The following is a 22,210-nucleotide window of genomic DNA, read 5'->3' as shown; positions in this document are numbered from 1 at the left end:
TCTCGCCTAGCTGCCGTGTAGCCGCTGCGCGGCAGCGATGCCTGGTCTGGCCTGGCGATGCCGACACCATGAGAAAAATTCAGGACGAAAGTGTGCCAGACCAGCTGGCACTCATGGAGAAAATAGAAAACCTTCCTATCTTGACAGTGGTATTGATAGCAAATCCCCAATTATCCATTTGCCATTAATTGAACAAATGTGACAATTTTCGGCTTGGCCGCCCTGGGTCGGCCGGCGACCGATGGCATTGTGGTAAACCCGTATCTGGCTGATCATTAAAGCAATTGCTCAGCTTGTAATGACCGTCGTTCACTTCATGGCACGCTTGTTGCCACCGCTCGCTCCGCCCAGTCAGCCATGCTGATGGTATGAGGCGAAAAAAGAAATCGACAACGACGTAACGACATGGACATGGTGCATCGCACCTGTCGCAAAGGGGACTTACAGCATGAAACAGCGAGATTTGCTTCCATTCGTCCGCAAGCCCTTCGTTCTGGCCCTGGCCTGCGCCCTGTCGGCGCCTGCGCTGGCCCAGGTCGATCTATGGCAGGTGGACCGTCAGGCGTTTGCCGCCGACCGGCCCGGGATCCACGCCCTGCGCTTTGATGCCGGCAGCGCCTTCAACCAGCCGTTCGGCACCGAATTCCGTATCGAACTGCCCGGCCGGGCCCCGGTGACGGCAGTCTACGAGCGTGCCGAACTCCATCCCAACGGCGACCGGACCTGGATCGGCCATCTGCCGGCCTTCGGTTCCGAATACCGGGTGCTGATCACCGTCGGCCGCGGTGGTGCCTTCGGCCAGTTGCTGACGCCTGAGGGCGACTTCCAGGTCGAGAGCCAGGTCGGTGCTGCCGGCCCGATGCTGGTCGATCTCAAGGCCGCCGGCATCGTGCAGTCGCCGGGCTACCACCAGGATGATCTGGTGCCGCATGAGCATCTGCTGAGTGAACCGATGCAGCCGACCGGACAGCGCTTTGCCGCCACCGAACACGAAATCGATCTGATGGTGCTGTACTCGCCGGGCTTGGCCAGCGCCTACAGCAAGGACGGCGTCGAGACCTTCCTCAACAGTCTGGTGGCCATGTCCAACCAGGCCTATCGCGACAGCCAGGTCCCGATCAAGCTGCGTCTGGTGCACAGCCGCAAGGTCGAGCTGGCCGACGGCGAGAGCGGCGGCAGCAACAATGCCGTGCTGGGTCAGCTGACCAATGGCGAGGGCGTCTTCAAGGACGTGGCCGGTTGGCGCAAGCAATACGGCGCCGATCTGGTGACCATGGTGCGCGGCTACAAGAGCGGCGTGGGCAGCTGCGGCGTGGCCTGGGTCGGCGGCAGCGGCGGCAAGCCGATCTCGCGCTACGCCGGTTCCGGCTTTTCGGTGGTCAATGTCGGCAACGACAATGGCTCCTCTTGCAGTACCTACACCTTCACCCATGAACTCGGCCACAACATGGGCAGCGCCCATGACCGCGCCAACGCCGGTGCCCAGGGCGCCTTCAGCTATTCCTACGGCTACGGCATCTCGGGCGAGTTTGGCACCATCATGAGCTATCTGCGCCCGCGCATCGGTCGCTTCTCCAATCCGAACCAGACCTGCAAGGACAAGGTCTGCGGCATCAGCGAGAAGGACGAGAAGAACGGCGCCAACAACTCGCTGTCCCTGACCAATACCGCTCCCTATGTGGCGGCCTTCATGCCGAGCGCCGACGGCGGCAGCAGCGCCAGCCTCGCTTTCCTGGCCGAGCAGGCCAGCGTGCGCGAGGACGGCGCCAAGGTCACGCTTCAGGTCGGTCGCAGCGGCGGCAAGAGCGGCGCGGCGTCGGTCAAGTGGCGGCTGCTGGCCGGCAGCGCCAAGGCCGGTGAGGATTACAGCGAAGCAAGCGGCACCCTCAACTGGGCCGACGGCGACGAAGCGCCCAAGGCCATCGAAGTGGCGATCAAGGACGACAAGACGGTCGAGTCCAGCGAAACCTTCCAGGTCGAACTGTTCGACGCCAGCGGCGCCAAGCTGGGCGAGCGGGTGCGCAGCACCGTGACCATCGCTGACGACGACAAGGTGGTCGCCAACGGCAATCTGAGCTTCTCGATCGGCAGCCTTGACGCCAAGGAAGGCGACGGCACGCTGCGACTGACGGTGGAGCGGGTGGGCGGCAGCACGGGCGTGGCCAGCGTGCGGGTCAAGAGCCGTGATGACAGCGCCCGCGCCGGCGAGGACTACATGGCCATCGACAGCCAGCTCGAGTGGAAGGATGGCGAGAGCACGGCCAAGACGGTGGAACTCAAACTGATCGATGACAAGTCGGTGGAAAACAGCGAGCGCCTGTTCGTCGAGCTGAGCGAAGCCAAGGGTGCCGTGCTTGGCAAGACCAGCAGCGTGAGCGTCAACCTCGCCGACAACGACAGCACCACGCCGAGCGCTTGCAGCCAGGCTCTGTGCTTCGATGGTCTGAAATCGACCTATGTCGGCGGCAGCGACCGCTTCGATCTGGCGTTCGCGCTCAACTGGGACGAACTGGCCCGCGCCAATGCCAGCTCGGTCGATCTGTGGGTCGGTATGCTGCTGCCCGACAACAGCTTCATGTTCCTGCGTACCTTCGGCGGCTTCCCGGCCTTCAGCGCCCAGCCGGGACCGTTCCGTACCAGCCTGGGTCGCGCCCAGAACCGGGTCGAGGTCTTCAAGGGACTCGATCTGACCGGCATCAAGGGCCAGTTCACCTTCTACGGCCTGCTGATGAAGGCCGGTGCCGATCTCAGCGGCTTCCCGGTCGGCTCGCTGCCGCCGCTGCTGAACCAGACGGTAACGGTGCGCTGATCATTTGCCTTGACTAGGTGTCCAGGCGAGTGAAGCCGGACGGTGCCTCAGCCGCCAGCCGGGGTGAGGTACCGTGGCGACTTCCTGCTCGGATCCGCTGGTCAACGCCAGGATGGGTGAGGGGCTCCGGCCTCTCCCCTCCGGTCCGACAGAGTGATTGGACGCTGTGTTGAAGGCCAGGCTGTCTGCTTGTCCGCGGTGGCATCGCTGCAGTCAGCGCGGACGATCTCAATCAGGCGCACCGTCTCTTGCGTTGCCGGCGGCTGTCTTTCTCAATCGATCTGCTCCGGCGCCAGGACGGTGCGTAACACCATCTGCGCCTGCCCGCCGCGTTGGCGACCCTGGAACCACCAGATCGCCCCCTTGCGCACGCTCCATTCCTGGTTCTGTCCGCCCAATAGACGGGCGGCGAGCTGGCCCAGCGTCGGTTGGTGGGCGACGATCAGCAGCACTTCGGGCAGCTGATCGGGCCAGCCTATCGCGTCGAGGTAGGAGGTCACGCCGAGATCGGGATTGAGGCGCGGATCGACCCGATGGTCCGGGTCGAGCGCTTCGGCGGTCTGGCGGGCACGCACGGCTTCGCTGGCCACGACCCGATAGCCCGGCGGCAGATGCGACCTGAGCCAGCCGGCCATCGCGGCCGCCTGCTTGCGGCCCCGTCCGGTCAGGGCCCGTGCCATATCGTCGGCGCCATCCTCGGCTTCGGCATGGCGCCACAAGATCAGATCCATTTCCGTCTCCTCGTCAGCGGCCGCCCCCGGCCCTGCCATGCGGCCGGCAAGCGCCGTGCCGCAGAAGGGGAGCCACTGGGAATAGTCTATTAATGGAAAATAATATGAAAATCATGTGCAAGGCACATAGAGAGATTTATCCGTTTTATATTAAAACAGGACTAATCTCGTTCCTTGGCCGCCAACTCCGACAACAACATGGCCTGGGCATGGCGTGGTTTGCCGTTGCGTGACTGTTTGCGCTTGTAGCGGCCGTCGGGTTGCATTTCCCAGGCCTGGGCATTGTCAACCAGATAGGGGCGCAGGCCTTCGCGGATAATGCGGCGCTTGGTATTGCGGTCGAAGATCGGGAAGGCCACCTCGACCCGGCGGAAGAAATTGCGGCCCATCCAGTCGGCCGAGCCGAGATAGAGGTCTTCGGCGCCGTCATTGAAGAAGTAGAACACCCGGGTGTGCTCAAGGAAGCGGCCGATGATCGAGCGGACCCGGATATTCTCCGACAGCCCCGGAATCCCCGGCCGCAGCGTGCAGACGCCGCGCACGATCAGATGGATGGTGACGCCGGCGTTGGAGGCGTCGTAGAGCGTCTGGATGATGACGGGCTCGAGCAGCGAATTCATCTTGGCGATGATCACCGCGCGCCGGCCGGCGCGGGCGATCGCCGCTTCGCGCTGGATCGCCGCCACCATCGAGCTGTGCATGGTGAAGGGCGACTGCCACAGATGCTTGAGCTGACCCGGATTCCCCATGCCGGTGAGCTGCATGAAGATATTGTTCACATCGGCGCATTTTTCCTCGTTGCAGGAAAACAGGCCGAAGTCGGTATACAGCTTGGCGGTACGCGGATGGTAGTTGCCCGTGCCCAGATGGCAGTAACGCTTGAGCCGGCCTTCCTCGCGCCGCACGATCAGCAGCATCTTGGCGTGGGTCTTGTAGCCATACACCCCGTACACCACATGGGCGCCGACCCGCTCCAGCTTGGCGGCCCAGTTGATATTGGCCTCCTCGTCGAAACGGGCCATCAGCTCGACCACCGCCGTGACTTCCTTGCCGGCGCGGGCTGCCTCGATCAAGGCCTCCATCAGCGCCGAGTCGGAGCTGGTGCGATAGACCGTCATCTTGACCGCCACCACATGCGGGTCGCGCGCTGCCTGCTGCAACAGGTCGATCACCGGGGTAAAGCTCTGGAACGGGTGATGGAGCACGATATCGCCATGGCGAATTGCCGCGAACATATCGGAATGCTTGCGCAGCTCCTTGGGCGTACCGGGCATGAACGGGGCGAATTTCAGATCGGGCCGATCGACCTGATCGGGCACATTCATCAGCCGCACCAGATTGACCGGACCGTCGACCCGGTAGAGGTCGTCGCTTTCCATGCCGAATTGTTCGAGCAGGAAATCCGAGATATGGCGCGGACAGTTATCGGCCACTTCCAGCCGTACCGCATCGCCGAATTGGCGCTCCGACAATTCGCCCTGCAGCGCGGCGCGCAAATCCTTGACGTCTTCATCGTCGACCGACAGGTCGGAATCACGCGTCACCCGGAATTGATAACAGCCCTTCATAGTCATGCCGGGAAACAGCTCGTCCACATGGGCATGCAGAATCGACGACAGAAACACAAAACCGTAGGGATGACCGGAAATCTCGTCAGGCAGCCGGATAAAGCGCGGGAAGATACGCGGCGCCTGCACGATGGCAATTCCCGATTCGCGCCCGAAGGCATCGCGGCCTTCGAGTTCGATGGCAAAATTCAGGCTTTTATTGAGCAGGCGCGGAAACGGATGGGCTGAATCGAGACCGATCGGCGTGAGCACCGGCATCAATTCACGGAAGAAATAATCGCGCACCCAGGCACGCTGGGCCTCGTTCCAGATCGTGCGGCGCAAAAAGACGATGCCTTCCTGCTCCAGCGCCGGCAGCACCACTTCACGCAGAATCTTGTATTGACGCTCGACGATCTGGTGGGTGTCGTGGGCAATGCGCTGGAAAGCCGATTGCGCCGACAGCCCATCGGGGGCCGGTCGGGCGTTATTCATGCGGATATTCTCTTTGACCCAGGCTACCCGCACCTCGAAAAACTCATCGAGATTGGACGAAACGATACAGAGGAATTTGAGCCGCTCAAGCAGCGGATTATCGCTGTCTTCAGCCTGAGCCAGGACCCGGCGATTGAATTCGAGCAGGCCAAGCTCGCGATTAAGGAATAGTTCGGTCGGCGCAGCGGGATTACCGGCAGTCATGGGGCGCGGGGTGGAACGATGGATAGGATGCCAACTTAGCGCTAATTGGCGCCAAAGGCCAGCTCGATCGTGCCGCCAGTAGGGTCAGCAGAGAAAATTAAATTTTTATGAAAATACGGTGCGCCACACGGCGGCTAGATAAATAAAAAGGAATATTTTGTCCGAGACGCTCTGGCCAAGCGCTGACGCTGCCATGAAAAAAGCCGCCGGAAGGCGGCTTCAGGCTGGACTCAGGCCGCAGGCGGCACATAGCCTTGCGGCATATCGGCACCGCTGCCGAAGAAGTAATTCTCCATCTGCTGTTGCAGATATTGGCGGGCGCGGCTGTCGGCCAGGTTGAGACGGTTTTCGTTGATCAGCATGGTCTGGTGCTTGATCCAGCCCTGCCAGGCCTCCTTCGAGACTTTTTCGAAGATGCGTTTGCCGATTTCGCCGGGCATGGGCGGGAAATCGAGCGCCTCGGCTTCGCGGCCGAGCTTGACGCAGTGAACCATTCTGCTCATCGCGGTTGTCCTCGTTCGATACGGGAAAAGGGCGCCGTAGCATACGGCGAAGCCGCCCATTGTACTCCCGCTGCGTCACCAGCGCTCTCAGGGCTGGCTGACCGGCCGCTCACCCAGATCTTCGAAGAAACGCAGCAGAAAGCCATCGGGGTCGGCAACGAAGAATTCGCGATTGCCGTATTCGACGCCTTCACCGCGATACCAGGCATCGCTGGGCTCGCGCCGCAGCGCGATACCGTGGGCGGCGCAGCGGGCCAGGAGCGGCATGATCGAATCGACCTCGATCTGTAGATGGAAACCCCGGCCGACCTGACCGGGTTCGAGCTCGCCGTAGATCGGCGAGCCGTGGTACTCGTGCAGCATCAATTCGGCCGCATCGAGCTCAAGATAGGCAAACCGTGGCGCTTCGCGCCGGTAGCGCACGGTGAAGCCGATCACGTCGCGGTAGAAACGCAGCGAGGCGTCGAAGTCGAACACGACCAGTTCGGGGACGAGGGTGCTCCAGTTGGCCATGGTTTTCCTCCGGCGGCTAAGCAAGCAGGGCCTGTCTACCGGTCCGGCGGCCGCACTTCTGGTGGGCGGTATTGCGGTGCGGCACAGGGCGCTGCTTGATATTAGACAGAAAAACCAGGACGCAAAAACCGGGCTGGTCCGATACCCGCCCGGTGTCTCACGACTTACCACTTCATCTCGCCGGTCGCCACCTTGGCGCCGATATCGAGCGCCAGCTCCAGACCCGCTTGCGGATAGGCGGCCTTCATCACGGCAATCAGGCCGGCGCTGTGGCGCTGTTCCGTGACGCTGCGCTCGAAGCGGTGCAGATAGTCGCGGGTAAAGCCGATGCTGCTGCCATCGAGCGGCGTGCCGGCCTGCATATGGCCCGGCACCACGATGGCCGGCTTGAGCGCGCTCATCTCGTCGAGCTGGGCGAGCCAGGCTGCCCGCTCGCTCGGTTTCTGGGTGTCGGCGGTCCACACATGCAGATCGCCATAGACCGCCACATTGCCGACGATGGCCTTGAGCGAGGGCACCCAGATATACGGCCGATGTGCCAGTTCACCGCTGGTGCCGCGCACTTCGAGCCTCTCGCCGTCCACGGTCAGGCTGTTGCCTGGCAGCGGCTGCGGCAGCACCGGCCTGACCGGGGCATTGGCGCCCATCTTCGGTCCCCAGAACGCCACCTTGGCCGGCAGCTTGGCGCGAATCTTGTCCAGCACGGCCGGCGGGGCCAGCACTTCGGCTTGCGGGAACAGCGACTTCAGCACTTCGACGCCAAAGTAGTAATCGGGGTCGGCATTGCTGACCACGATGGCCTTGAGCGTCTTGCCGCTGTCGAGCACATTGGCGGCGATCCGGTAGGCATCAGCCCGGGTGAAGCCGGCATCGACCACTACCGCTTCGCTCGGTCCGCTGATCAGGGTCGAGGTGGCATGGAAGCTGTTGACGTCGGCGTTGTACACCTTGAGTTGCAGCGGCGCGGCCTGGGCGGCGGCCAGGGTCAGGGTGGAGGCGAGTACTAGGGTGCGGAACATGATGGCGGTCCTGTTTGGGTGGTGATGGGCGCCACTATAGTTGCCTGATCCGGCCGGATATAGCCGCTAAACTGGCCATATTTGTTGCCTGGATCGAGCAAATGGACCGATTTACCGCCATGCGGGTATTTGTCGAAGTGGTACAGCACGGCGGCTTCAGTGCCGCCGCCGAGCGGCTGGAGATGTCGCGGGCGATGGTGACGCGCTATGTGGCCGAGCTGGAACAGTGGCTCGGGGCGCGGCTGTTGCAGCGGACTACCCGACGGGTTGGCCTTACCGATGCCGGCGAACAGTGTCTGCGGCGCTGTCAGCAGATTCTCGGCCTGATCGAGGAGACCGAGGCCGAGATCGTCCCGGCTGACGGCATGCTGCGCGGCCAGCTCAGGCTGACTTGCAGCATGTCCTTCGGTTACGGCCATCTGGCGGCGGCGGTGGGGGACTTCCTCGCCCTCCATCCGCAGCTGCGCATCGATCTGGACCTGAGCGACCGTGCCGTCGATCTGGTGGCCGAGCGGGTCGATCTGGCGGTGCGCATCAGCGCCGGGCCGGACCCGGCCCTGATCGGCCGTCCGCTTGCCGTCTGTGAGTCGGTACTGGTGGCTGCCCCGGCCTATCTGGCCAGCCATGGCACACCGCATGAGCCGGCTGAGCTGAGCCTCCACCGCTGCCTTGGCTACGCCAATTTCGGCCGCAGCGAATGGCGACTGTGCCGCGATGGCCTGTGGCAGACGGTCGCCGTGCCCACCCGCTTTACCGCCAATGAGGCCACGGTGCTGCTGCAAGCAGTGCTGGCGGGCGCCGGGATCGCCATCCAGCCGACCTATCTGGCCAATCCGCTGATCGCTGCCGGCCGTCTGCACGCCGTGCTGACCGACTGGCGATTGCCGCAGATGACGGTGTATGCGCTCTATCCCTCACGACGCCATCTGTCGCCAGCGGTGCGCGCCTTGCTCGATTTTCTGGTGCAGCGCTTTGCCCATGCCCCGTGGGAGCCGTAATGGCCCGATCTGTCCCGGCTTAGCCCGGGTGCTGCTGCACCAGCCGAGGCATACGGACAGATCGGCATTGGCCTGAACTGTCCTGTCCTCGTCGATCCGAGCCGTCAATGAGGTTCCCTTGGTGTTCGGACCCGGCTCCGGACATCCCGAGAAAGCGCGAGCTTGGCGCTTCCTGCTGGAAAAGATAAAAAAAACGCCATGGAAATGACCATCGGTCGATAGCGCGCTGCTGTGACGATTAATTCTCTTTCGTCGTTCCGGTCGGTCGAATAATGTATTCCGGGTTATATGTCGAAAGAATAAATAAGACATCTGGTCAACAAGTAAGGAAAAAAGCAGAAGACTTTTGTCGGGACGATCCTGCTAGAATCGAAACGCTTTTTCCGATAAGCAGTGCTTAATAGCGGGGAGGATGGAGATGTTAATAAAATGCAAAGAATGCGGCGGCCACATCAGTAAAAAAGCGGTCGTCTGTCCCAAATGCGGAGCCAAGCAGTCCCAGCTCAATATGATGATGCTGGCCGTGGTACTGGCCGGGATAGCGGTGGCGGTTGCAGCGGGCAAAACTGTGGTGGCGGGCGATGATCCGGTGGAGAAGCCAACCCCGCCACAAACGGCTGCACCGGCCGTTCCGGCGGCCCCAGCGGCTCAAGACGCGCCGATCGCCAGCGAAAACAAGGAGATCAAGGACTTTGTACAAGCAACCAAAGATGCCGGCGTGAAATCGACCGATTCACACTGAAGCAGGGTCGCCCAAGCCGGGGCAAGGGAGCCGCCGGATCGGCTCTCCAGGGGAAATTCCCGGCTGGGCTGGCAAAGTGACGGATACGGAATGGTTCCACTCGACGCTGAATCAAAAGACGTCGGAATAATAACCTCGATCGGAAATCCGCTATCCGCAATGCCAAATAGGAAAAGGGATGGACATATTGGTGTCCATCCCTTTTTTGCCTTATTGAGACAGCGTGAATATTACGTTCGGCGCCAGTAGGTTTTCTTTGAAGAACCGGGGCGTGGGTTGAATTGAGGCGTTCATAAGCGTAACCGAATGGTTTGGACGCTTTTAAGTCCGGTCATAGCGAGGAGCGAACGATTGCCTGGCACTTGCGCGTGTCGCTCAGGGTTTTACTCAAGGCTCATGCTGCTATGCGGCACTGAGTAAAAGAATGTCCCAATCGGTCCTTCTCCTGTTTGAATGCCGCTTGGAATGTGGCATTGCGGCAGATAGGTGTTGTCCCGAATTGTCCTGTCGGGTTGAGGCGGGAGGAAGTCTAGGGTGCCGATGCTGAGGACGGGACCGCAGCGGTCGTGAGGCGGGCAAGCTGGCGGTCGTGCCAGCGCGACAGTGTCAGCAGGGAAATCGCAGCGCCGAGCAGGGCAAAGCCCATATCGGATTGGGTATCCCAGGGGTCGCCCTGCGTGCCGAGAAATTCATCGGCCCCTTGCCCGAGTGCGACGGCGGCCCCCCACTCGATCAACTCATAGGTCGCACTGATCGCCAGCACGATGCACAGCAGCAGAAACACCAACATCCTGCGCCCCTGCACATAGCGGCCCCGCAGCAGGATTTCCCGCGCCACCAGCACCGGAATGAACCCCTGGGCAAAATGTCCGATCTTGTCATACGGATTGCGGCTCAACTCGAACCAATCCGCCATCCAAAAGCCCAGCGGCACCCGGGCATAGGTATAGGCCCCGCCCAGTATCAACACCGAGGCGTGCAGGAAGATGCATAGATAGAGCAGCGAAGTCAGCGGAAAACTATGCCGGGTAAACCATAGGAGGGGCAGCGCAATCAGCACCGGAAACACTTCCAGCAGCCAAGTCAGCCGGTCATAAGGCTGCCAGCCCGACAGCACGAGCAGCACAATCAGAATGCCGCTGAGCGGCAGCAGGAGCCTGGAGCTGGCGGACGGTAGAGCCATGGGTCACCAATCTTTGATTGAGGGAGACGACGCCGATGGGCTGTCCGGCGCTGGGTGGGAGAGGATTATGCGGGATGGGATGGTGAGTGGGACAGAGGGGTGCCGAGAGGCTGAAGTAACGATTTACGCTGCGAAACTGCAAGCGCCAATGCAGAAACCCGGCACAGGCCGGGTTTCTGTTGTGGCTACTGGTCAGGAGGAATCCTGACTGCTGGCGGAGATATTTAGACGTTGAACAGGAAGTTCATCACGTCGCCATCCTTCACCACATATTCCTTACCTTCGGAACGCATCTTGCCGGCTTCCTTGGCGCCTTGTTCGCCCTTGTAGGCGATGAAGTCGTCGAAGGCGATGGTCTGGGCGCGGATAAAGCCGCGTTCGAAGTCGGTGTGGATCACGCCGGCGGCCTGCGGGGCGGTGTCGCCCACGTGAATGGTCCAAGCGCGGACTTCCTTCACGCCGGCCGTGAAGTAGGTTTGCAGACCCAGCAGCTTGTAGCCGGCACGGATCAGCCGGTTGAGACCCGGCTCTTCGAGGCCGAGGTCGGCCAGGAAGGCGGCCTTGTCGTCGTCGTCGAGGTCGGCCAGTTCGGCTTCGATCTTGGCGCACAGTGCGACCACCGGGGCGCCTTCGCGAGCGGCGTGTTCCTTGAGGCGCTCCAGGTGCGGGTTGTTCTCGAAACCGTCTTCGAGCACGTTGCCGACGTACATGGCGGGCTTGATGGTCAGCAGGCACAGCGGCTTCAGCATCACCAGCTCGTCGTCGGAGAACTTCATGGTGCGGGCCGGCTGACCCTGGTTCAGGTGCGGCAGCAGCTTCTCGCACAGTGCCACCAGCTTTTGCGCATCCTTGTCGCCCGACTTGGCTTTCTTGCCTTCGCGCTGGATCGCTTTTTCCACCGCACCGAGGTCAGCGAGCGCGAGTTCGGTGACGATCACTTCGATATCGGCGATCGGATCGACCTGACCGGCAACGTGGACCACATTGGGGTCATCAAAGCAGCGCACCACGTTCACGATGGCGTCGGTCTCGCGGATATTGGCCAGGAACTGGTTGCCCAGACCCTCGCCCTTGCTCGCACCGGCCACCAGGCCGGCGATATCGACGAATTCGACGATGGCGGGCTGGATCCGCTGCGGGTTGACGATCCGGGCCAGCTCGGCCAGGCGCGCATCGGGCACCTCGACGATACCGACATTAGGCTCGATGGTGCAGAAAGGGTAATTTTCGGCCGCGATGCCAGCCTTGGTCAGCGCATTGAACAGGGTGGACTTGCCGACGTTGGGCAAGCCGACGATGCCGCATTTGAGGCTCATGGAGATTCCTTTCTAGTGCTCGGCGAAGCGGCCGCTTCGCAGGAAATTCAGGATCAGCCGGCAGGTTTCCGGATGATTCATCACAAAAGTATGGTTGCTGGCCACAGTGGCGAAATCATGCGACTCGGCCAGGCGGGTCCGGGCCACGGCCACTTTGCCGTCGTGCGGTCCATCTAACAGATGGCCGAACAGGGATCGATACTGCGCGTGGCGGCGATGATACCGATTTCGGCGTCGATGGGCGCCTGCTGCCGTGCCATCGCGTCAGGGCCGGTACCCAGCTCGGCCAGCGACGGCCTGACCAGCCAGCCCAGCACGGGCCAGCGGCCGACCAGATCGCTGACTTCGCTGCCTTGATTGGGCGGACCCAGCATCACCAGACGGCTGCCCGGCGGCAGCCGCGGCGTGGCCAGGGCCCGTCATGCCACCAGTCCGCCCAGCGAATGGGTGACGATATGGAGCGGCCGACTCTGGTCCTGGCACAGGGTGTCGAGTCGTGGTCCCAGCCAGTGGTCACCCAGGGCGGCGATGCCCAGGCGGCGCGACGGATAACTGGGCGCCTGGGTTTCATAGCCGGCGCGGGCCAGCCAGCGCGCCAGCCACAGCATCGACCAGCCGCTGCGGCCCAGTCCATGCAGCAGCACGCGCTCGGCGTTCATTCCGGCGCCTTGGCCGCAGCCTTGGGCGGCTTGGGCTTGGTATTGACCGCCATGGTGGCGCGCGGGAAATCGCCGCGCAGCAGCCATTTGAGGGCAGCGAGCGAGCGGTCGATGCTGTCGAACAGCAGCTTTTCCTCGTCCTGCCGTGGCCGGTGCAGCACGAAATCGGCCACCGGCTGGTTAAGCCCGAGGGTGCGCGGATGACCGACCCCAAGGCGCAGGCGCCAGTAGTTGGGCGTGCCCAGCATGGCCTGGATATCTTTGAGACCGTTATGGCCAGCGTGGCCACCACCTTGCTTGAGCTTGGCCTCGCCGGGCAGGAGGTCGAGTTCGTCGTGCACGACCAGGACTTCGTCGGGCAGGATCTTGTAGAAGCGCGCCAGCGCCGCCACCGACTTGCCCGAGACATTCATATAGGTCTGCGGCTCGAGCAGCCAGAACTCGTGGCCGTCGAGCTGGGCACGCGCGGCCAGGCCGAAGAATTTGCTCTCGACCTTCAGCGAGACGCCCAGATCATGGGCCAGCGAGTCGATCCACATAAAGCCGGCGTTGTGGCGGGTATCGGCGTATTCCGGGCCGGGATTGCCAAGGCCGACGATCAGGCGGATGGGGCGTTGCGGTTCAGACATGACGGGGAAAAGACGGCATGGACAAGCGTCGAGCGTAACGAAAACGGCCCGCCGAGGCGAGCCGTTTCAGGATGAGGCAGAGGCGATTACTCGTCGCTCTTGCCACCCTTGGCACCGATCACGCTGGCCAGGGTGACGTTTTCGCCAGCCTTCAGGGCCACGAACTCGACACCGGCCGGAGCGGCCAGATCGGACAGGTGCAGCGACTGGCCGGCGTTGAGGTCTTTCAGATCGACCTCGATGAATTCCGGCAGTTGGGCCGGCAGGCAGCTCACTTCAACTTCGGTCGTGATGTGCGACACGGTACCGCCGGAGAGCTTAACGCCCGGGGCGATTTCGGCGTTGATGAAGTGCAGCGGCACCTTGATATGGATCTTTTCGTTCGGGTTGACGCGCTGGAAGTCGATATGCAGAACTTGCTGCTTCCAGGGGTGGTACTGGGTGTCACGCAGCAGCACTTGCTCAGCGGCGCCATCGATCGACAGCTTCAGGATCGAAGCGTGGAACGATTCGTTTTGCAGGGCGTGGTACAGGTTGTTATGGTCCAGTTCGATCGCTTGCGGGGCCTTGCCGGCGCCATAGACGATGCCCGGGACTTTGCCGGCGCGACGCAGGCGGCGGCTCGCTCCGGTGCCCTGTTCGACGCGGTTGACGGCAGTGATTTCGTGCGACATGGGGTTGCTCCTAAGGGTTGAGATCGCCCGCGACCAGGCGACCGACGACAATGCGGCGCGACCGGGGTCGCGCCGCAAAAGCCTTGTATTCTAACGGCTTATTGAAACCTCAGCCAGCGCTTAATCGACGAACAGCGAGGAGACCGATTCCTCGTTGTTGATGCGGCGCAGGGTTTCCGCCAGCAGCGGGGCGATGCTGACCATGCGGATGCGCTCGCAACGGCGGGCAGCTTCGCTGAGCGGAATGGTGTCGGTGACGACCAGCTCGTCGAGATCGCTTTGCTGGATACGTTCAACGGCCGCACCCGACAGCACCGGGTGGGTAGCGTAGGCCAGCACGCGCTTGGCACCGTTGGCCTTGAGCGCCGCGGCGGCCTTGCACAGCGTGTTGGCGGTATCGACCATATCGTCCATGATCAGGCAGGTGCGGCCCGATACATCGCCGATGATATGCATCACTTCGGCCACATTGGCCTTGGGACGGCGCTTGTCGATGATGGCCAGCTCGGTATTGAGCTGCTTGGCCATGGCGCGGGCACGCAGCACGCCGCCCACGTCAGGCGAGACCACCATCAGGTCTTCGTAGTTCTTGGTGCGGACATCGTCGAGCAGGACCGGGGTGGCGTAGATATTGTCCACCGGGTTGTCGAAGAAGCCCTGGATCTGGTCGGCATGCAGATCGACCGTCAGCAGACGGTCGACGCCGGCGGCAGTCAGCATATTGGCGACCACCTTGGCCGAGATCGGCACCCGGGCCGAACGCGGTCGACGGTCCTGGCGGGCATAGCCGAAATAGGGCAGGGCGGCGGTGATGCGGCCAGCCGAGGCGCGTTTGAGCGCGTCGACCATCAGCAGCACTTCCATCAGATTGTCGTTGGTGGGAACACAGGTCGATTGCAAGACGAAGACATCGCGACCGCGGACGTTTTCGAGCAACTCGACGGTGACTTCGCCGTCACTGAAGCGGCCGACACTGGCACGGCCTAGGGAAATATCGAGATTTTTGACGACGGCTTCGGCCAGTTGGGGGTTGGCGTTGCCGGTGAAGACCATCAAGCTGTCAAAAGCCATGTTTTGATCCCTGATAAAAAAAGAAAGCGTGTAATCGGGATTACACGCTTTCTTTTTTTGCTTCTTAGCTACGGGCGGCATAGAAAGCGGCCCTGGAGATTTGGCAGGGGAGGAAGGATTCGAACCCTCGAATGTCGGAATCAAAATCCGATGCCTTAACCAACTTGGCGACTCCCCTAGAACTCGTCCGACTGAATCAGTCGAACAAATTCGATAAACGGTGCTGCATCAAACTTGGCGCTGAGAAACCACGCCAATCGGGAGGAAGCTCGGAAATAACTCTCTCTGCTTCGGCCTGGGTATCGAATGCAGCGAATACACAGGCGCCCGATCCGGTCATCATCGCTTTGCCGTACTGATTTAACCAGTCGAGGTATTCGGCGATGATCGGGTATTTCCTACATGCAACCGCTTGCAAGTCGTTGCGTTTGGTTGCTGTCGGAAAGGCCGCCATTATTATCGGCACCGAATCACGTGTCAAGCGTTCATCGCGAAAAATTTCGATCGTAGGCACATTCACGGGCGGAATCAGCACCACATACCATTTCGGTGCGAGCGTAAGTGCCTGTAATTGCTCGCCTATGCCTTCGGCAAAGGCGTCGCGGCCAAAAATAAAGAAAGGGACGTCGGCGCCGAGCTGCAAGCCCAGTTGCTGCAATTGGACCCGCGACAGACCAAGCCGCCATAGATGATTGAGTGCCATCAGCACGGTCGCGGCATCCGAACTGCCACCACCGAGGCCGCCGCCGAGCGGCAGACGCTTGGTCAGCCGCAGCCGGCAGCCCTGCTGACTATGGCTGTGATGCTGTAGCAGTCGTGCAGCCCTGACCGTCAGATCCTGTTCGGCCGGCACACCGGGCAGCGGGGTTTCCAGGCTGATCTCGCCATCATCGGTGACCGCAATCGAGACGGTGTCGCCATAGTCGAGCAGGCGGAATGCCGTCTGTAGCAGATGGTAGCCATCGGCGCGGCGGCCGGTGACATGAAGAAACAGATTGATCTTGGCTGGCGCGAAGAAGTCTTGGAAATCCATACGCTATTCAGGGAAGGGAATCGAGCTGCCAGTCGTAGAGGGCGATGCGCACTTCGAGATCGGGACGGGCCAGGGTGAGTCGGTTGGGCGCGGCGCTATTGGCCGGTGGGAAACTGATGCGCCAGCCGTCCTGTTCAAGCAGGCGGTTGCCGTTGTCTTCGCCCCATTGCGACGGCCGCTCCGGGTCGGCCAGGCCCAACAGCCAGAAACGCAGACCCCGTGCCGGCAGACGCCAGCCCAGTTCGCGTTCGGTCAGGCTTTCGATATCGTCGGCGTCGCGCACCAAGCCATCGGCATCGGTCCACCTTGCCCCGTCCGGCCCGAGTTCCAGCCGGGCCACCACCTGTCCTAAGGGGTTGCGCACATCGACCGTATCGCGGGTGCTGTCATGGCGCCAGCCAAAGTGGGCGCTGTAGCCTTTGCCCTGGGCTTTGACGGCGATCCGGCCCGAGACGGCATAACGTTCGGGCAAGGCGGACGGTGGAGGGGGAGCGGGACGCTCCAAGGTGGCGCAGGCCGCCAGCCATAAGGCGGCGGCCGCGACGAGCAGGGAATGGCGCGGACTCACTGCTTGGTCAGCCGCTGCATGGTTTCGGCCAATACCTCATGGCGCGGGTCGAGCTTGCTGCCGGCTGCCCAGATCTTGCGCGCTTCGCTGCGCCGGTTGGCGTGCCATAGCGCCTCGCCGTAGTGGGCGGCGATCTCGGGGTCCGGCATCGCGGCAAAGGCGCGACCCAGCCATTTGATCGCTTCATTGATATTGCCACGGCGGAATTCCAGCCAGCCCATGCTGTCGAGGATGACCGGATTCTCCGGCTCGCGCTCAAGCGCCTGACGGATCAGCTTCTCCGCCTCGTCAAAGCGTTGGGTGCGGTTGGCCAGGGTATAGCCCAGCGCATTGAGGCCCAGCGCATTGTCGGGATTGCGCTCGATATAGCGGCGCAGATCACGCTCGGCTTCTTCGATCCGACCTTGCATCTCAAGGATCAGCGAACGGTCGTACAGCAGCTCGGGGTTGTCGGCAAAACGGGTAAGCCCTTCGTCCAGCGTGGCGCGCGCCCGGTCGAGCTCGCGCAGTTCGCGGAAGACCTGGGCTTCGACCTGGACCTTGGCGATCTGGTCGGCCTCGGTATGGACCGGCAACTGGGCACTGGTGGCGAACGCCTCATCGCGCCGGCCGAGCTTGGCATAGGCGCGGGCCAGCCGGGTATTGGCCTGGGCCGCGTATTCGCCGTCTTCGACCTGGGCGTAATACTTGATGGCGTCTTCCATCCGCCACTGTTCCTCGGCGGCGATGCCGAGGTAGTAGTGCAGGACGGCCGGCTGCTTGGGATTGAGGGTCAGGGCACGCTGAAAGGCCCGCTCGGCACCGGGGTAGTCGCGGCCCTGCATCGCGGCAAGCGCTTCGCCCACGGCGTATTCGATCTCGGTCGGATCAGTGCGGCCCAGCGCCGCGAAAACATCGCGTGCTTCGATGTATTGCTTGGCTTCGACCAGTTCGCGCGCCAGGGCGGTGCGGACTTCCTTCAAGCCGGGCTGGCTCTTGCTGGTTGCCCGAAGATAATCGAGTGCGGCGGTGCCGGTTTTGCTGTCGAGCAGACGGGCACGGTAGACGATGGCCGATTCCCAGTCGGGCTTCATCGCCAGTGCCCGGTCGACGGCGGCCAGGGCCACCTCGTTCTGGCCGGCACTCTGGGCGCTCAGGGCAATGGCGAGCTGCGACTCGGGGTGCTGCGGGTAATGGCCTGCCACCAATTGGGTCAGCCGCAGCGCTTCCTTGGCATCGACATGGTTGTTCCACAGGGTATGAAGCTGGAGCAGCAGCGACGGGGTGTCATCGGGCTTGGCGTTGAGCACGGCCAGCAATTCGGCCACGGCCTCGTCGGTGCGTTTGGCGCGCAGCAGCAGGGTCAGCATGGTCTGACGCGGCAACAGGCCGGCGGCCTGGTCGGTATCGCGCCAGAGCTTGGCGGCTTCGATGGCCAGTTCCATCTGACCGGCGCCATAGGCCACTTCCATGGCCCGTCGAGCGGCGCGCGGGTCGCCGCTCTGCTTGGCGACTTCGAGCCAGGCCTGGACGGCCAGGCCACCTTGGCCGCGCTGGTGGGCCAGGTCGCCGACCAGAATCTTGTAGAGCAACTCTGGCGTCAGCGGCTGTTTGGGATAGTTGTTGGCGGGTTCTGCCTCGGCAGTGGGGGCCGGTGCGGAATCGGCGGTTTCTTCGACCGCTTCCTCCGGCTGCGGCGCCGCTTGGGCTGCGGGGGCAGGGGCAGAGGGCTTTGCCGCCGGTGCCGCCGGCACGGTGGCACAACCGGCCAGGGCAGCCAGTACTGACAAGGTCAGCATGGCGCGGCGAAACGGAGCGATCGGCATGATAAGGGGGGTAAAAAAGAATGTTCCTGAAGACATGGTATAGTCCGCGCTCCTTTCTGTACAAGCCGGCCGTCCGAGACGATGCCAGAACTTCCCGAAGTCGAAACCACGCGGCGTGGCATCGCGCCTTCCCTGCTTGGCAAAAGCCTTGCCGGCGCCACGGTGCGCGAGTCTCGCCTGCGCTGGCCGGTACCGCCCGATCTCGCGGCACTGGTGGCGGGACGCACGGTCGAGGCGGTGGGCCGACGGGCCAAATATCTGCTGTTTGACCTCGGCACTGGTCATTTGATCCTGCACCTTGGCATGTCGGGCAGCCTGCGTTTTCTGCATGAGGCGCCGCCAGCCGTAAAGCATGAGCATGTCGATCTGCTGCTGAGCGACAGCGCCTTGCTGCGCTACCGTGATCCGCGCCGTTTCGGTGCCATCCTGTGGCAGCCCGGCCCCGCCGAACTGCATCCTTTGTTGCGAGACCTCGGTCCTGAGCCACTCGAGGCAGGCTTTGACGGCGCTTATCTGGAACAGGCGCTGGCCGGCCGACGTACGGCTATCAAGCTAGCCATCATGGACGCCCGGGTGGTGGTCGGGGTGGGAAATATTTACGCCAACGAAGCCCTGTTCCGCTGCGGTATTGCACCGCAGCGCGAGGCGGGGGAGTTGAGCCGTGCCGAATGCGGGCAACTGGCTGACGCCATCCGCCTCACCCTCACCGAATCGATTGCCGCCGGTGGCAGCACACTGCGCGATTTTGTCGATTCAAGCGGTCAGCCCGGTTATTTCCAGCAGCATTATTTCGTTTACGACCGGGCTGGACTGCCTTGTCACCGTTGTGGTCAAGCAATCAGCCAGACTCGCTTGGGACAACGTTCCACCTATTGGTGCCCCTATTGCCAGCCGCAGTTGTCTAGAAAATAAGATGACAAACGCTTGCAAGACTAGTGGCCATATATATTAGAATAATAAAAAATTCTTCCGTTTTGACAAATCAATGATCTAGGTCTGCCGTTCCAGGGGACCGGGGCGGGTCACAGCCTGATGGGTATGAAACGGAAGAGCGGACCCCAATCGCCGATAGCCGTGCTTGTATGGCTATGCCAGTGTGATAAATTAACGTCGATTGCTTATTAATTTGTATCCTGCCCGGCCCTGCGCCGGCGAAAGGGAATTCGGCATGGCACACGATAATCTGGTGGCTGATTTCGAGGCGTACAGCCAGTGGCGGGGCAATTTGATCCGGCAGATCGGCGACCTACAGCGCTGGTTGTCGGAGCAGGATCTCAACGATGCGCAGACCAATATGCGCATCCAGCACCTGCTCGACAAGCTGCGCGACGACAAGCTCAATATTGCCTTCGTGGCCGAGTTCTCGCGCGGCAAGTCCGAACTGATCAATGCCATCTTCTTCGCCGAGTATAAGCAGCGCATCCTGCCCTCGTCGGCTGGCCGGACCACCATGTGTCCGACCGAACTCCAATACGATCCCGATCGCCCCAACGCCATCCAGCTGCTGCCGATCGAGACGCGCTCCACCGATACCACCACGTCCGAATACAAACGCTACCCCGAGGAATGGACCACCATCCCGCTCGACGTTGAATCGGGCGAGGCAATGCTGACGGCCTTCCAGCAGGTCGGCCAGACCCGCCGCGTCAGTGTCGAGGAAGCAAAGAAATACGGCCTCTATGACGAGCAGGATCCCGATCACCGGCTGGCGGCCAAGGATGGCACGATCGAAATTCCCTGCTGGCGCCATGCCATTATCAATTTCCCCCATCCCTTGCTGAAACAGGGGCTGGTGATTCTCGATACGCCGGGTCTTAACGCCATCGGTACCGAACCCGAACTGACGTTGAACCTGCTGCCCAATGCCCATGCCATCCTGTTTATCCTGGCGGCCGACACCGGGGTCACCAAGACCGATATCGACGTCTGGCGCAACCATATCAATAAGGCTCAGGGTGGTCAGCGTGGCCGGATTGTGGTGTTGAACAAGATCGACGGTCTGTGGGACAGCCTCAAAACCGAAACCGATATCAACGCCGAAATCGACAAGCAGGTGGCAACCAGCGCTCAATTGCTGGGGATCAAACCGGGTCAGGTATTTCCGGTGTCGGCGCAAAAAGGTCTGGTGGCCAAGATCAACGACGATGAGCCGCTGCTTGCCCGTACCCGCCTGATCCATCTCGAACGTGCTTTGTCCGAGGAACTGATTCCGTCGAAACAGGAAATCGTTCGTGACAATACCCAGACCGAAATCGAAGATCTGGTATTGGCCACGCGCGGTATTCTTGCCGCCCGGCGTGACGGGGTGGCCGAGCAGTTGCAGGAATTGAGCGCACTGCGCGGCAAGAACCGCGATGTGATCGAACATATGCTGGACAAGATCCAGGAGGAAAAAGCCCATTTCGAACGCGGTATGCAGCGTTTCCAGGCGCTGCGCAGTGTTTTTTCCCAGCAGACCAATGTGCTGTTTTCCTATCTGGGCATGGATGGACTGAAGAACAAGATCACCAAGATCCGTATGGAAATGGAAAGCTCGACTTTCTCGTCGGGATTGACCGCCGCCATGCAGCGTTTCTTCAAGGACGTGAATGCCAATATCTCGCGTTCGGCCGAACAGATCGCTGAAATCCAGGCAATGATGGCAGGGATGTACAAGAAATTCAGCGAGGAGCACGGTCTGGGCACGGTAACGCCGCCGCCGTTTTCCACCTTGAAGTACCACAAGGAAATCGCCCGGCTGGAAAAGAGCTTCCAGGAGCATTTCAATACCCTGGGCGCGATTCTGACCACCTCGCAAAGCAAGCTTACCCGGAAATTTTTCGAAACCATCGCCAGCCGCGTCGTCTATGTTTATGAAGTCGCCAATCGCGATGTGGAAAACTGGCTCAAGGCGGTGATGGCACCGATGGAAACCCAGGTGCGCGAGCATCAAATGCAGTTGCGGCGTCGTCTGGAAAGCGTCAAACGTATCCATAAGGCCACCGATACGCTGGAAGATCGCATCCACGAACTCGATGAGATCGATGCGGCAATCAAGCATCAATTAGGCGAACTGGAAAGCCACTTGAAGCGGGCTTACGATGCACTGAATGCCGAGATGCAACGTGGCGAAATAGTGCGTGCAGCCTGATCTGATTAGCCTTCACCACACCGATAAAACGCCGCTTAATGCGGCGTTTTGTTTTTGTTACGAAAAAGCCGGACTTGAATTATCAGATGATTCGCCGCATAATCGAAAAACCTACTATTTTGCACTTCCGGGAGTAATTAAAATGGTTGATTTGTCCGGCCTGACGTTGCCTCAGCTTTATCAATTGCAAAAGGATCTCGATCGCGAGATTAGTCATCGTAAGGTCGAAGAGCGTCAACGCACGCTGTCCGATCTGCAAAAGCTGGCCGCCGAACGCGGTTTTAGCTTGGGCGAACTGGTTGGTGGCGCCGAAAGCGGCAAACGTGCCGGCGGCAAGCGTGGCCCAGTTGCTGCGCAATTCAAGAACCCGGCTGATGCCAACCAGACCTGGACCGGTCGTGGTCGCAAACCGCAGTGGGTCAATGATTACCTGGCCAAAGGCGGCCAACTCGAAGATCTGCGTATCTAAAACGCCATCTTTGAGATAATTCCCCGTCGACTAGGGATTACCCTAGTAGGCAAAAAATAAAAAGGAAGCTCTAAGGCTTCCTTTTTGTTTTGATATTGCTGAGCTATTGGCC

22 protein-coding genes and 1 tRNA gene are annotated in these 22,210 nt (G+C 61.3%); 6 read left to right on the top strand and 17 right to left on the bottom strand.

The features are described 5' to 3' along the window. Positions 1–448: 448 nt before the first annotated feature. Positions 449–2,809 carry a Calx-beta domain-containing protein gene (locus ACFOW7_RS13105; protein WP_378164937.1) on the top strand — a complete coding sequence of 787 codons (2,361 nt, stop codon included), beginning with the start codon at positions 449–451 and terminating at the stop codon, positions 2,807–2,809. A 272-nt stretch (positions 2,810–3,081) separates the two neighbouring features. Here ACFOW7_RS13105 and ACFOW7_RS13100 read toward each other — a convergent pair whose 3' ends face one another. The 5 genes from ACFOW7_RS13100 to ACFOW7_RS13080 form a co-directional block, all read right to left on the bottom strand. Then, positions 3,082–3,540 (bottom strand): SixA phosphatase family protein, encoded by a 459-nt coding sequence (locus tag ACFOW7_RS13100; RefSeq protein ID WP_378164935.1) that lies wholly within the window; start codon positions 3,538–3,540, stop codon positions 3,082–3,084. 161 nt (positions 3,541–3,701) lie between these two features. Then, a complete protein-coding gene (gene ppk1 / locus ACFOW7_RS13095) occupies positions 3,702–5,786 on the bottom strand; it encodes a polyphosphate kinase 1 (protein ID WP_378164933.1) in 2,085 nt (694 codons plus the stop codon). 230 nt (positions 5,787–6,016) lie between these two features. Further along, positions 6,017–6,289: an oxidative damage protection protein gene (locus ACFOW7_RS13090; RefSeq protein ID WP_378164931.1), complete on the bottom strand. Its 273-nt coding sequence runs from the start codon at positions 6,287–6,289 to the stop codon at positions 6,017–6,019. Between the two features lie 87 nt (positions 6,290–6,376). Then, entirely contained in the window at positions 6,377–6,802 is a 426-nt protein-coding gene (locus tag ACFOW7_RS13085; protein ID WP_378164929.1) for a bleomycin resistance protein, read from the bottom strand. A 164-nt stretch (positions 6,803–6,966) separates the two neighbouring features. After that, a complete protein-coding gene (locus ACFOW7_RS13080; protein WP_378164927.1) occupies positions 6,967–7,821 on the bottom strand; it encodes an MBL fold metallo-hydrolase in 855 nt (284 codons plus the stop codon). A gap of 101 nt (positions 7,822–7,922) precedes the next feature. Between ACFOW7_RS13080 and ACFOW7_RS13075 the strand changes: the two genes are divergently transcribed. Together ACFOW7_RS13075 and ACFOW7_RS13070 are read left to right on the top strand one after the other, a co-directional pair. Beyond that, complete coding sequence (locus ACFOW7_RS13075) at positions 7,923–8,819, top strand: LysR family transcriptional regulator (RefSeq protein ID WP_378164925.1); 897 nt, start codon at positions 7,923–7,925, stop codon at positions 8,817–8,819. Positions 8,820–9,237: 418 nt separating this feature from the next. Further along, on the top strand, positions 9,238–9,561 hold the full coding sequence (locus ACFOW7_RS13070) for a hypothetical protein (protein ID WP_378164923.1): 324 nt from the start codon (positions 9,238–9,240) through the stop codon (positions 9,559–9,561). A gap of 529 nt (positions 9,562–10,090) precedes the next feature. On the opposite strand, the gene ACFOW7_RS13065 is transcribed toward ACFOW7_RS13070, so the two are convergent. The 12 genes from ACFOW7_RS13065 to ACFOW7_RS13010 all read right to left on the bottom strand — a co-directional run bounded on the left by ACFOW7_RS13065 (position 10,091) and on the right by ACFOW7_RS13010 (position 18,499). Beyond that, positions 10,091–10,744 (bottom strand): DUF2238 domain-containing protein, encoded by a 654-nt coding sequence (locus ACFOW7_RS13065; RefSeq protein ID WP_378164921.1) that lies wholly within the window; start codon positions 10,742–10,744, stop codon positions 10,091–10,093. 224 nt (positions 10,745–10,968) lie between these two features. Beyond that, positions 10,969–12,060 carry a redox-regulated ATPase YchF gene (gene ychF, locus ACFOW7_RS13060; RefSeq protein WP_378164919.1) on the bottom strand — a complete coding sequence of 364 codons (1,092 nt, stop codon included), beginning with the start codon at positions 12,058–12,060 and terminating at the stop codon, positions 10,969–10,971. Between the two features lie 12 nt (positions 12,061–12,072). After that, positions 12,073–12,207 carry a hypothetical protein gene (locus ACFOW7_RS13055; RefSeq protein ID WP_378164917.1) on the bottom strand — a complete coding sequence of 45 codons (135 nt, stop codon included), beginning with the start codon at positions 12,205–12,207 and terminating at the stop codon, positions 12,073–12,075. Positions 12,208–12,233: 26 nt separating this feature from the next. Then, entirely contained in the window at positions 12,234–12,434 is a 201-nt protein-coding gene (locus ACFOW7_RS13050) for a hypothetical protein (RefSeq protein ID WP_378164915.1), read from the bottom strand. A 45-nt stretch (positions 12,435–12,479) separates the two neighbouring features. Continuing rightward, the gene (locus ACFOW7_RS13045) at positions 12,480–12,719 is read right to left on the bottom strand and encodes an esterase/lipase family protein (RefSeq protein ID WP_378164913.1); all 240 of its coding nucleotides are present in this window, start codon (positions 12,717–12,719) and stop codon (positions 12,480–12,482) included. Continuing rightward, positions 12,716–13,348, bottom strand: coding sequence for an aminoacyl-tRNA hydrolase (pth, locus tag ACFOW7_RS13040; protein WP_378164911.1), 633 nt, complete (start codon positions 13,346–13,348; stop codon positions 12,716–12,718). The genes ACFOW7_RS13045 and pth overlap by 4 nt, the downstream gene beginning before the upstream one ends. An 86-nt stretch (positions 13,349–13,434) precedes the next feature. Next, entirely contained in the window at positions 13,435–14,022 is a 588-nt protein-coding gene (locus tag ACFOW7_RS13035; RefSeq protein WP_378164909.1) for a 50S ribosomal protein L25/general stress protein Ctc, read from the bottom strand. Positions 14,023–14,142: 120 nt separating this feature from the next. Beyond that, positions 14,143–15,093: a ribose-phosphate pyrophosphokinase gene (locus ACFOW7_RS13030; RefSeq protein WP_378164907.1), complete on the bottom strand. Its 951-nt coding sequence runs from the start codon at positions 15,091–15,093 to the stop codon at positions 14,143–14,145. Between the two features lie 101 nt (positions 15,094–15,194). After that, a tRNA-Gln gene (locus ACFOW7_RS13025) sits at positions 15,195–15,271 on the bottom strand. An 18-nt stretch (positions 15,272–15,289) separates the two neighbouring features. After that, positions 15,290–16,126: a 4-(cytidine 5'-diphospho)-2-C-methyl-D-erythritol kinase gene (gene ispE / locus ACFOW7_RS13020; protein WP_378164905.1), complete on the bottom strand. Its 837-nt coding sequence runs from the start codon at positions 16,124–16,126 to the stop codon at positions 15,290–15,292. A gap of 7 nt (positions 16,127–16,133) precedes the next feature. Then, a complete protein-coding gene (lolB, locus tag ACFOW7_RS13015) occupies positions 16,134–16,694 on the bottom strand; it encodes a lipoprotein insertase outer membrane protein LolB (RefSeq protein ID WP_378164903.1) in 561 nt (186 codons plus the stop codon). Next, a complete protein-coding gene (locus tag ACFOW7_RS13010; protein ID WP_378164901.1) occupies positions 16,691–18,499 on the bottom strand; it encodes a tetratricopeptide repeat protein in 1,809 nt (602 codons plus the stop codon). The genes lolB and ACFOW7_RS13010 overlap by 4 nt, the downstream gene beginning before the upstream one ends. 81 nt (positions 18,500–18,580) lie before the next feature. Here ACFOW7_RS13010 and mutM point away from each other — a divergent pair, with 81 nt between their 5' ends. From mutM to ACFOW7_RS12995, 3 genes are all read left to right on the top strand, one after another. After that, positions 18,581–19,411: a bifunctional DNA-formamidopyrimidine glycosylase/DNA-(apurinic or apyrimidinic site) lyase gene (gene mutM / locus ACFOW7_RS13005; protein ID WP_378164899.1), complete on the top strand. Its 831-nt coding sequence runs from the start codon at positions 18,581–18,583 to the stop codon at positions 19,409–19,411. A 256-nt stretch (positions 19,412–19,667) separates the two neighbouring features. Beyond that, positions 19,668–21,629, top strand: coding sequence for a dynamin family protein (locus ACFOW7_RS13000; RefSeq protein WP_378164897.1), 1,962 nt, complete (start codon positions 19,668–19,670; stop codon positions 21,627–21,629). Continuing rightward, positions 21,619–22,098: an H-NS histone family protein gene (locus ACFOW7_RS12995; RefSeq protein ID WP_378164895.1), complete on the top strand. Its 480-nt coding sequence runs from the start codon at positions 21,619–21,621 to the stop codon at positions 22,096–22,098. The genes ACFOW7_RS13000 and ACFOW7_RS12995 overlap by 11 nt, the downstream gene beginning before the upstream one ends. Positions 22,099–22,210 lie beyond the last annotated feature (112 nt).

Origin of the sequence: Chitinimonas lacunae (genome assembly GCF_042650885.1) — a bacterium.
Lineage (GTDB): Bacteria > Pseudomonadota > Gammaproteobacteria > Burkholderiales > Chitinimonadaceae > Chitinimonas_A > Chitinimonas_A lacunae.
The sequence above is the reverse complement of the archived record's forward strand: the minus strand, read 5'-3'. Positions and strand labels throughout refer to the sequence as shown.

What these genes read in the sequence shown, in the direction of transcription:
- ppk1 (WP_378164933.1), bottom strand. Translation starts at nt 5,786, where the DNA reads ATGACTGCCGGTAATCCCGCTGCGCCGACCGAACTATTCCTTAATCGC.
- ACFOW7_RS13010 (WP_378164901.1), bottom strand. Translation starts at nt 18,499, where the DNA reads ATGCCGATCGCTCCGTTTCGCCGCGCCATGCTGACCTTGTCAGTACTG.
- ACFOW7_RS13065 (WP_378164921.1), bottom strand. Translation starts at nt 10,744, where the DNA reads ATGGCTCTACCGTCCGCCAGCTCCAGGCTCCTGCTGCCGCTCAGCGGC.
- ACFOW7_RS13070 (WP_378164923.1), top strand. Translation starts at nt 9,238, where the DNA reads ATGTTAATAAAATGCAAAGAATGCGGCGGCCACATCAGTAAAAAAGCG.
- ACFOW7_RS13045 (WP_378164913.1), bottom strand. Translation starts at nt 12,719, where the DNA reads ATGAACGCCGAGCGCGTGCTGCTGCATGGACTGGGCCGCAGCGGCTGG.
- ACFOW7_RS13090 (WP_378164931.1), bottom strand. Translation starts at nt 6,289, where the DNA reads ATGAGCAGAATGGTTCACTGCGTCAAGCTCGGCCGCGAAGCCGAGGCG.
- ychF (WP_378164919.1), bottom strand. Translation starts at nt 12,060, where the DNA reads ATGAGCCTCAAATGCGGCATCGTCGGCTTGCCCAACGTCGGCAAGTCC.
- ACFOW7_RS13105 (WP_378164937.1), top strand. Translation starts at nt 449, where the DNA reads ATGAAACAGCGAGATTTGCTTCCATTCGTCCGCAAGCCCTTCGTTCTG.
- ACFOW7_RS13085 (WP_378164929.1), bottom strand. Translation starts at nt 6,802, where the DNA reads ATGGCCAACTGGAGCACCCTCGTCCCCGAACTGGTCGTGTTCGACTTC.
- pth (WP_378164911.1), bottom strand. Translation starts at nt 13,348, where the DNA reads ATGTCTGAACCGCAACGCCCCATCCGCCTGATCGTCGGCCTTGGCAAT.
- ACFOW7_RS13080 (WP_378164927.1), bottom strand. Translation starts at nt 7,821, where the DNA reads ATGTTCCGCACCCTAGTACTCGCCTCCACCCTGACCCTGGCCGCCGCC.
- ACFOW7_RS13050 (WP_378164915.1), bottom strand. Translation starts at nt 12,434, where the DNA reads ATGCTGGGTCCGCCCAATCAAGGCAGCGAAGTCAGCGATCTGGTCGGC.
- ACFOW7_RS13100 (WP_378164935.1), bottom strand. Translation starts at nt 3,540, where the DNA reads ATGGATCTGATCTTGTGGCGCCATGCCGAAGCCGAGGATGGCGCCGAC.
- mutM (WP_378164899.1), top strand. Translation starts at nt 18,581, where the DNA reads ATGCCAGAACTTCCCGAAGTCGAAACCACGCGGCGTGGCATCGCGCCT.
- ispE (WP_378164905.1), bottom strand. Translation starts at nt 16,126, where the DNA reads ATGGATTTCCAAGACTTCTTCGCGCCAGCCAAGATCAATCTGTTTCTT.
- ACFOW7_RS13075 (WP_378164925.1), top strand. Translation starts at nt 7,923, where the DNA reads ATGGACCGATTTACCGCCATGCGGGTATTTGTCGAAGTGGTACAGCAC.
- ACFOW7_RS13035 (WP_378164909.1), bottom strand. Translation starts at nt 14,022, where the DNA reads ATGTCGCACGAAATCACTGCCGTCAACCGCGTCGAACAGGGCACCGGA.
- ACFOW7_RS13000 (WP_378164897.1), top strand. Translation starts at nt 19,668, where the DNA reads ATGGCACACGATAATCTGGTGGCTGATTTCGAGGCGTACAGCCAGTGG.
- ACFOW7_RS13030 (WP_378164907.1), bottom strand. Translation starts at nt 15,093, where the DNA reads ATGGCTTTTGACAGCTTGATGGTCTTCACCGGCAACGCCAACCCCCAA.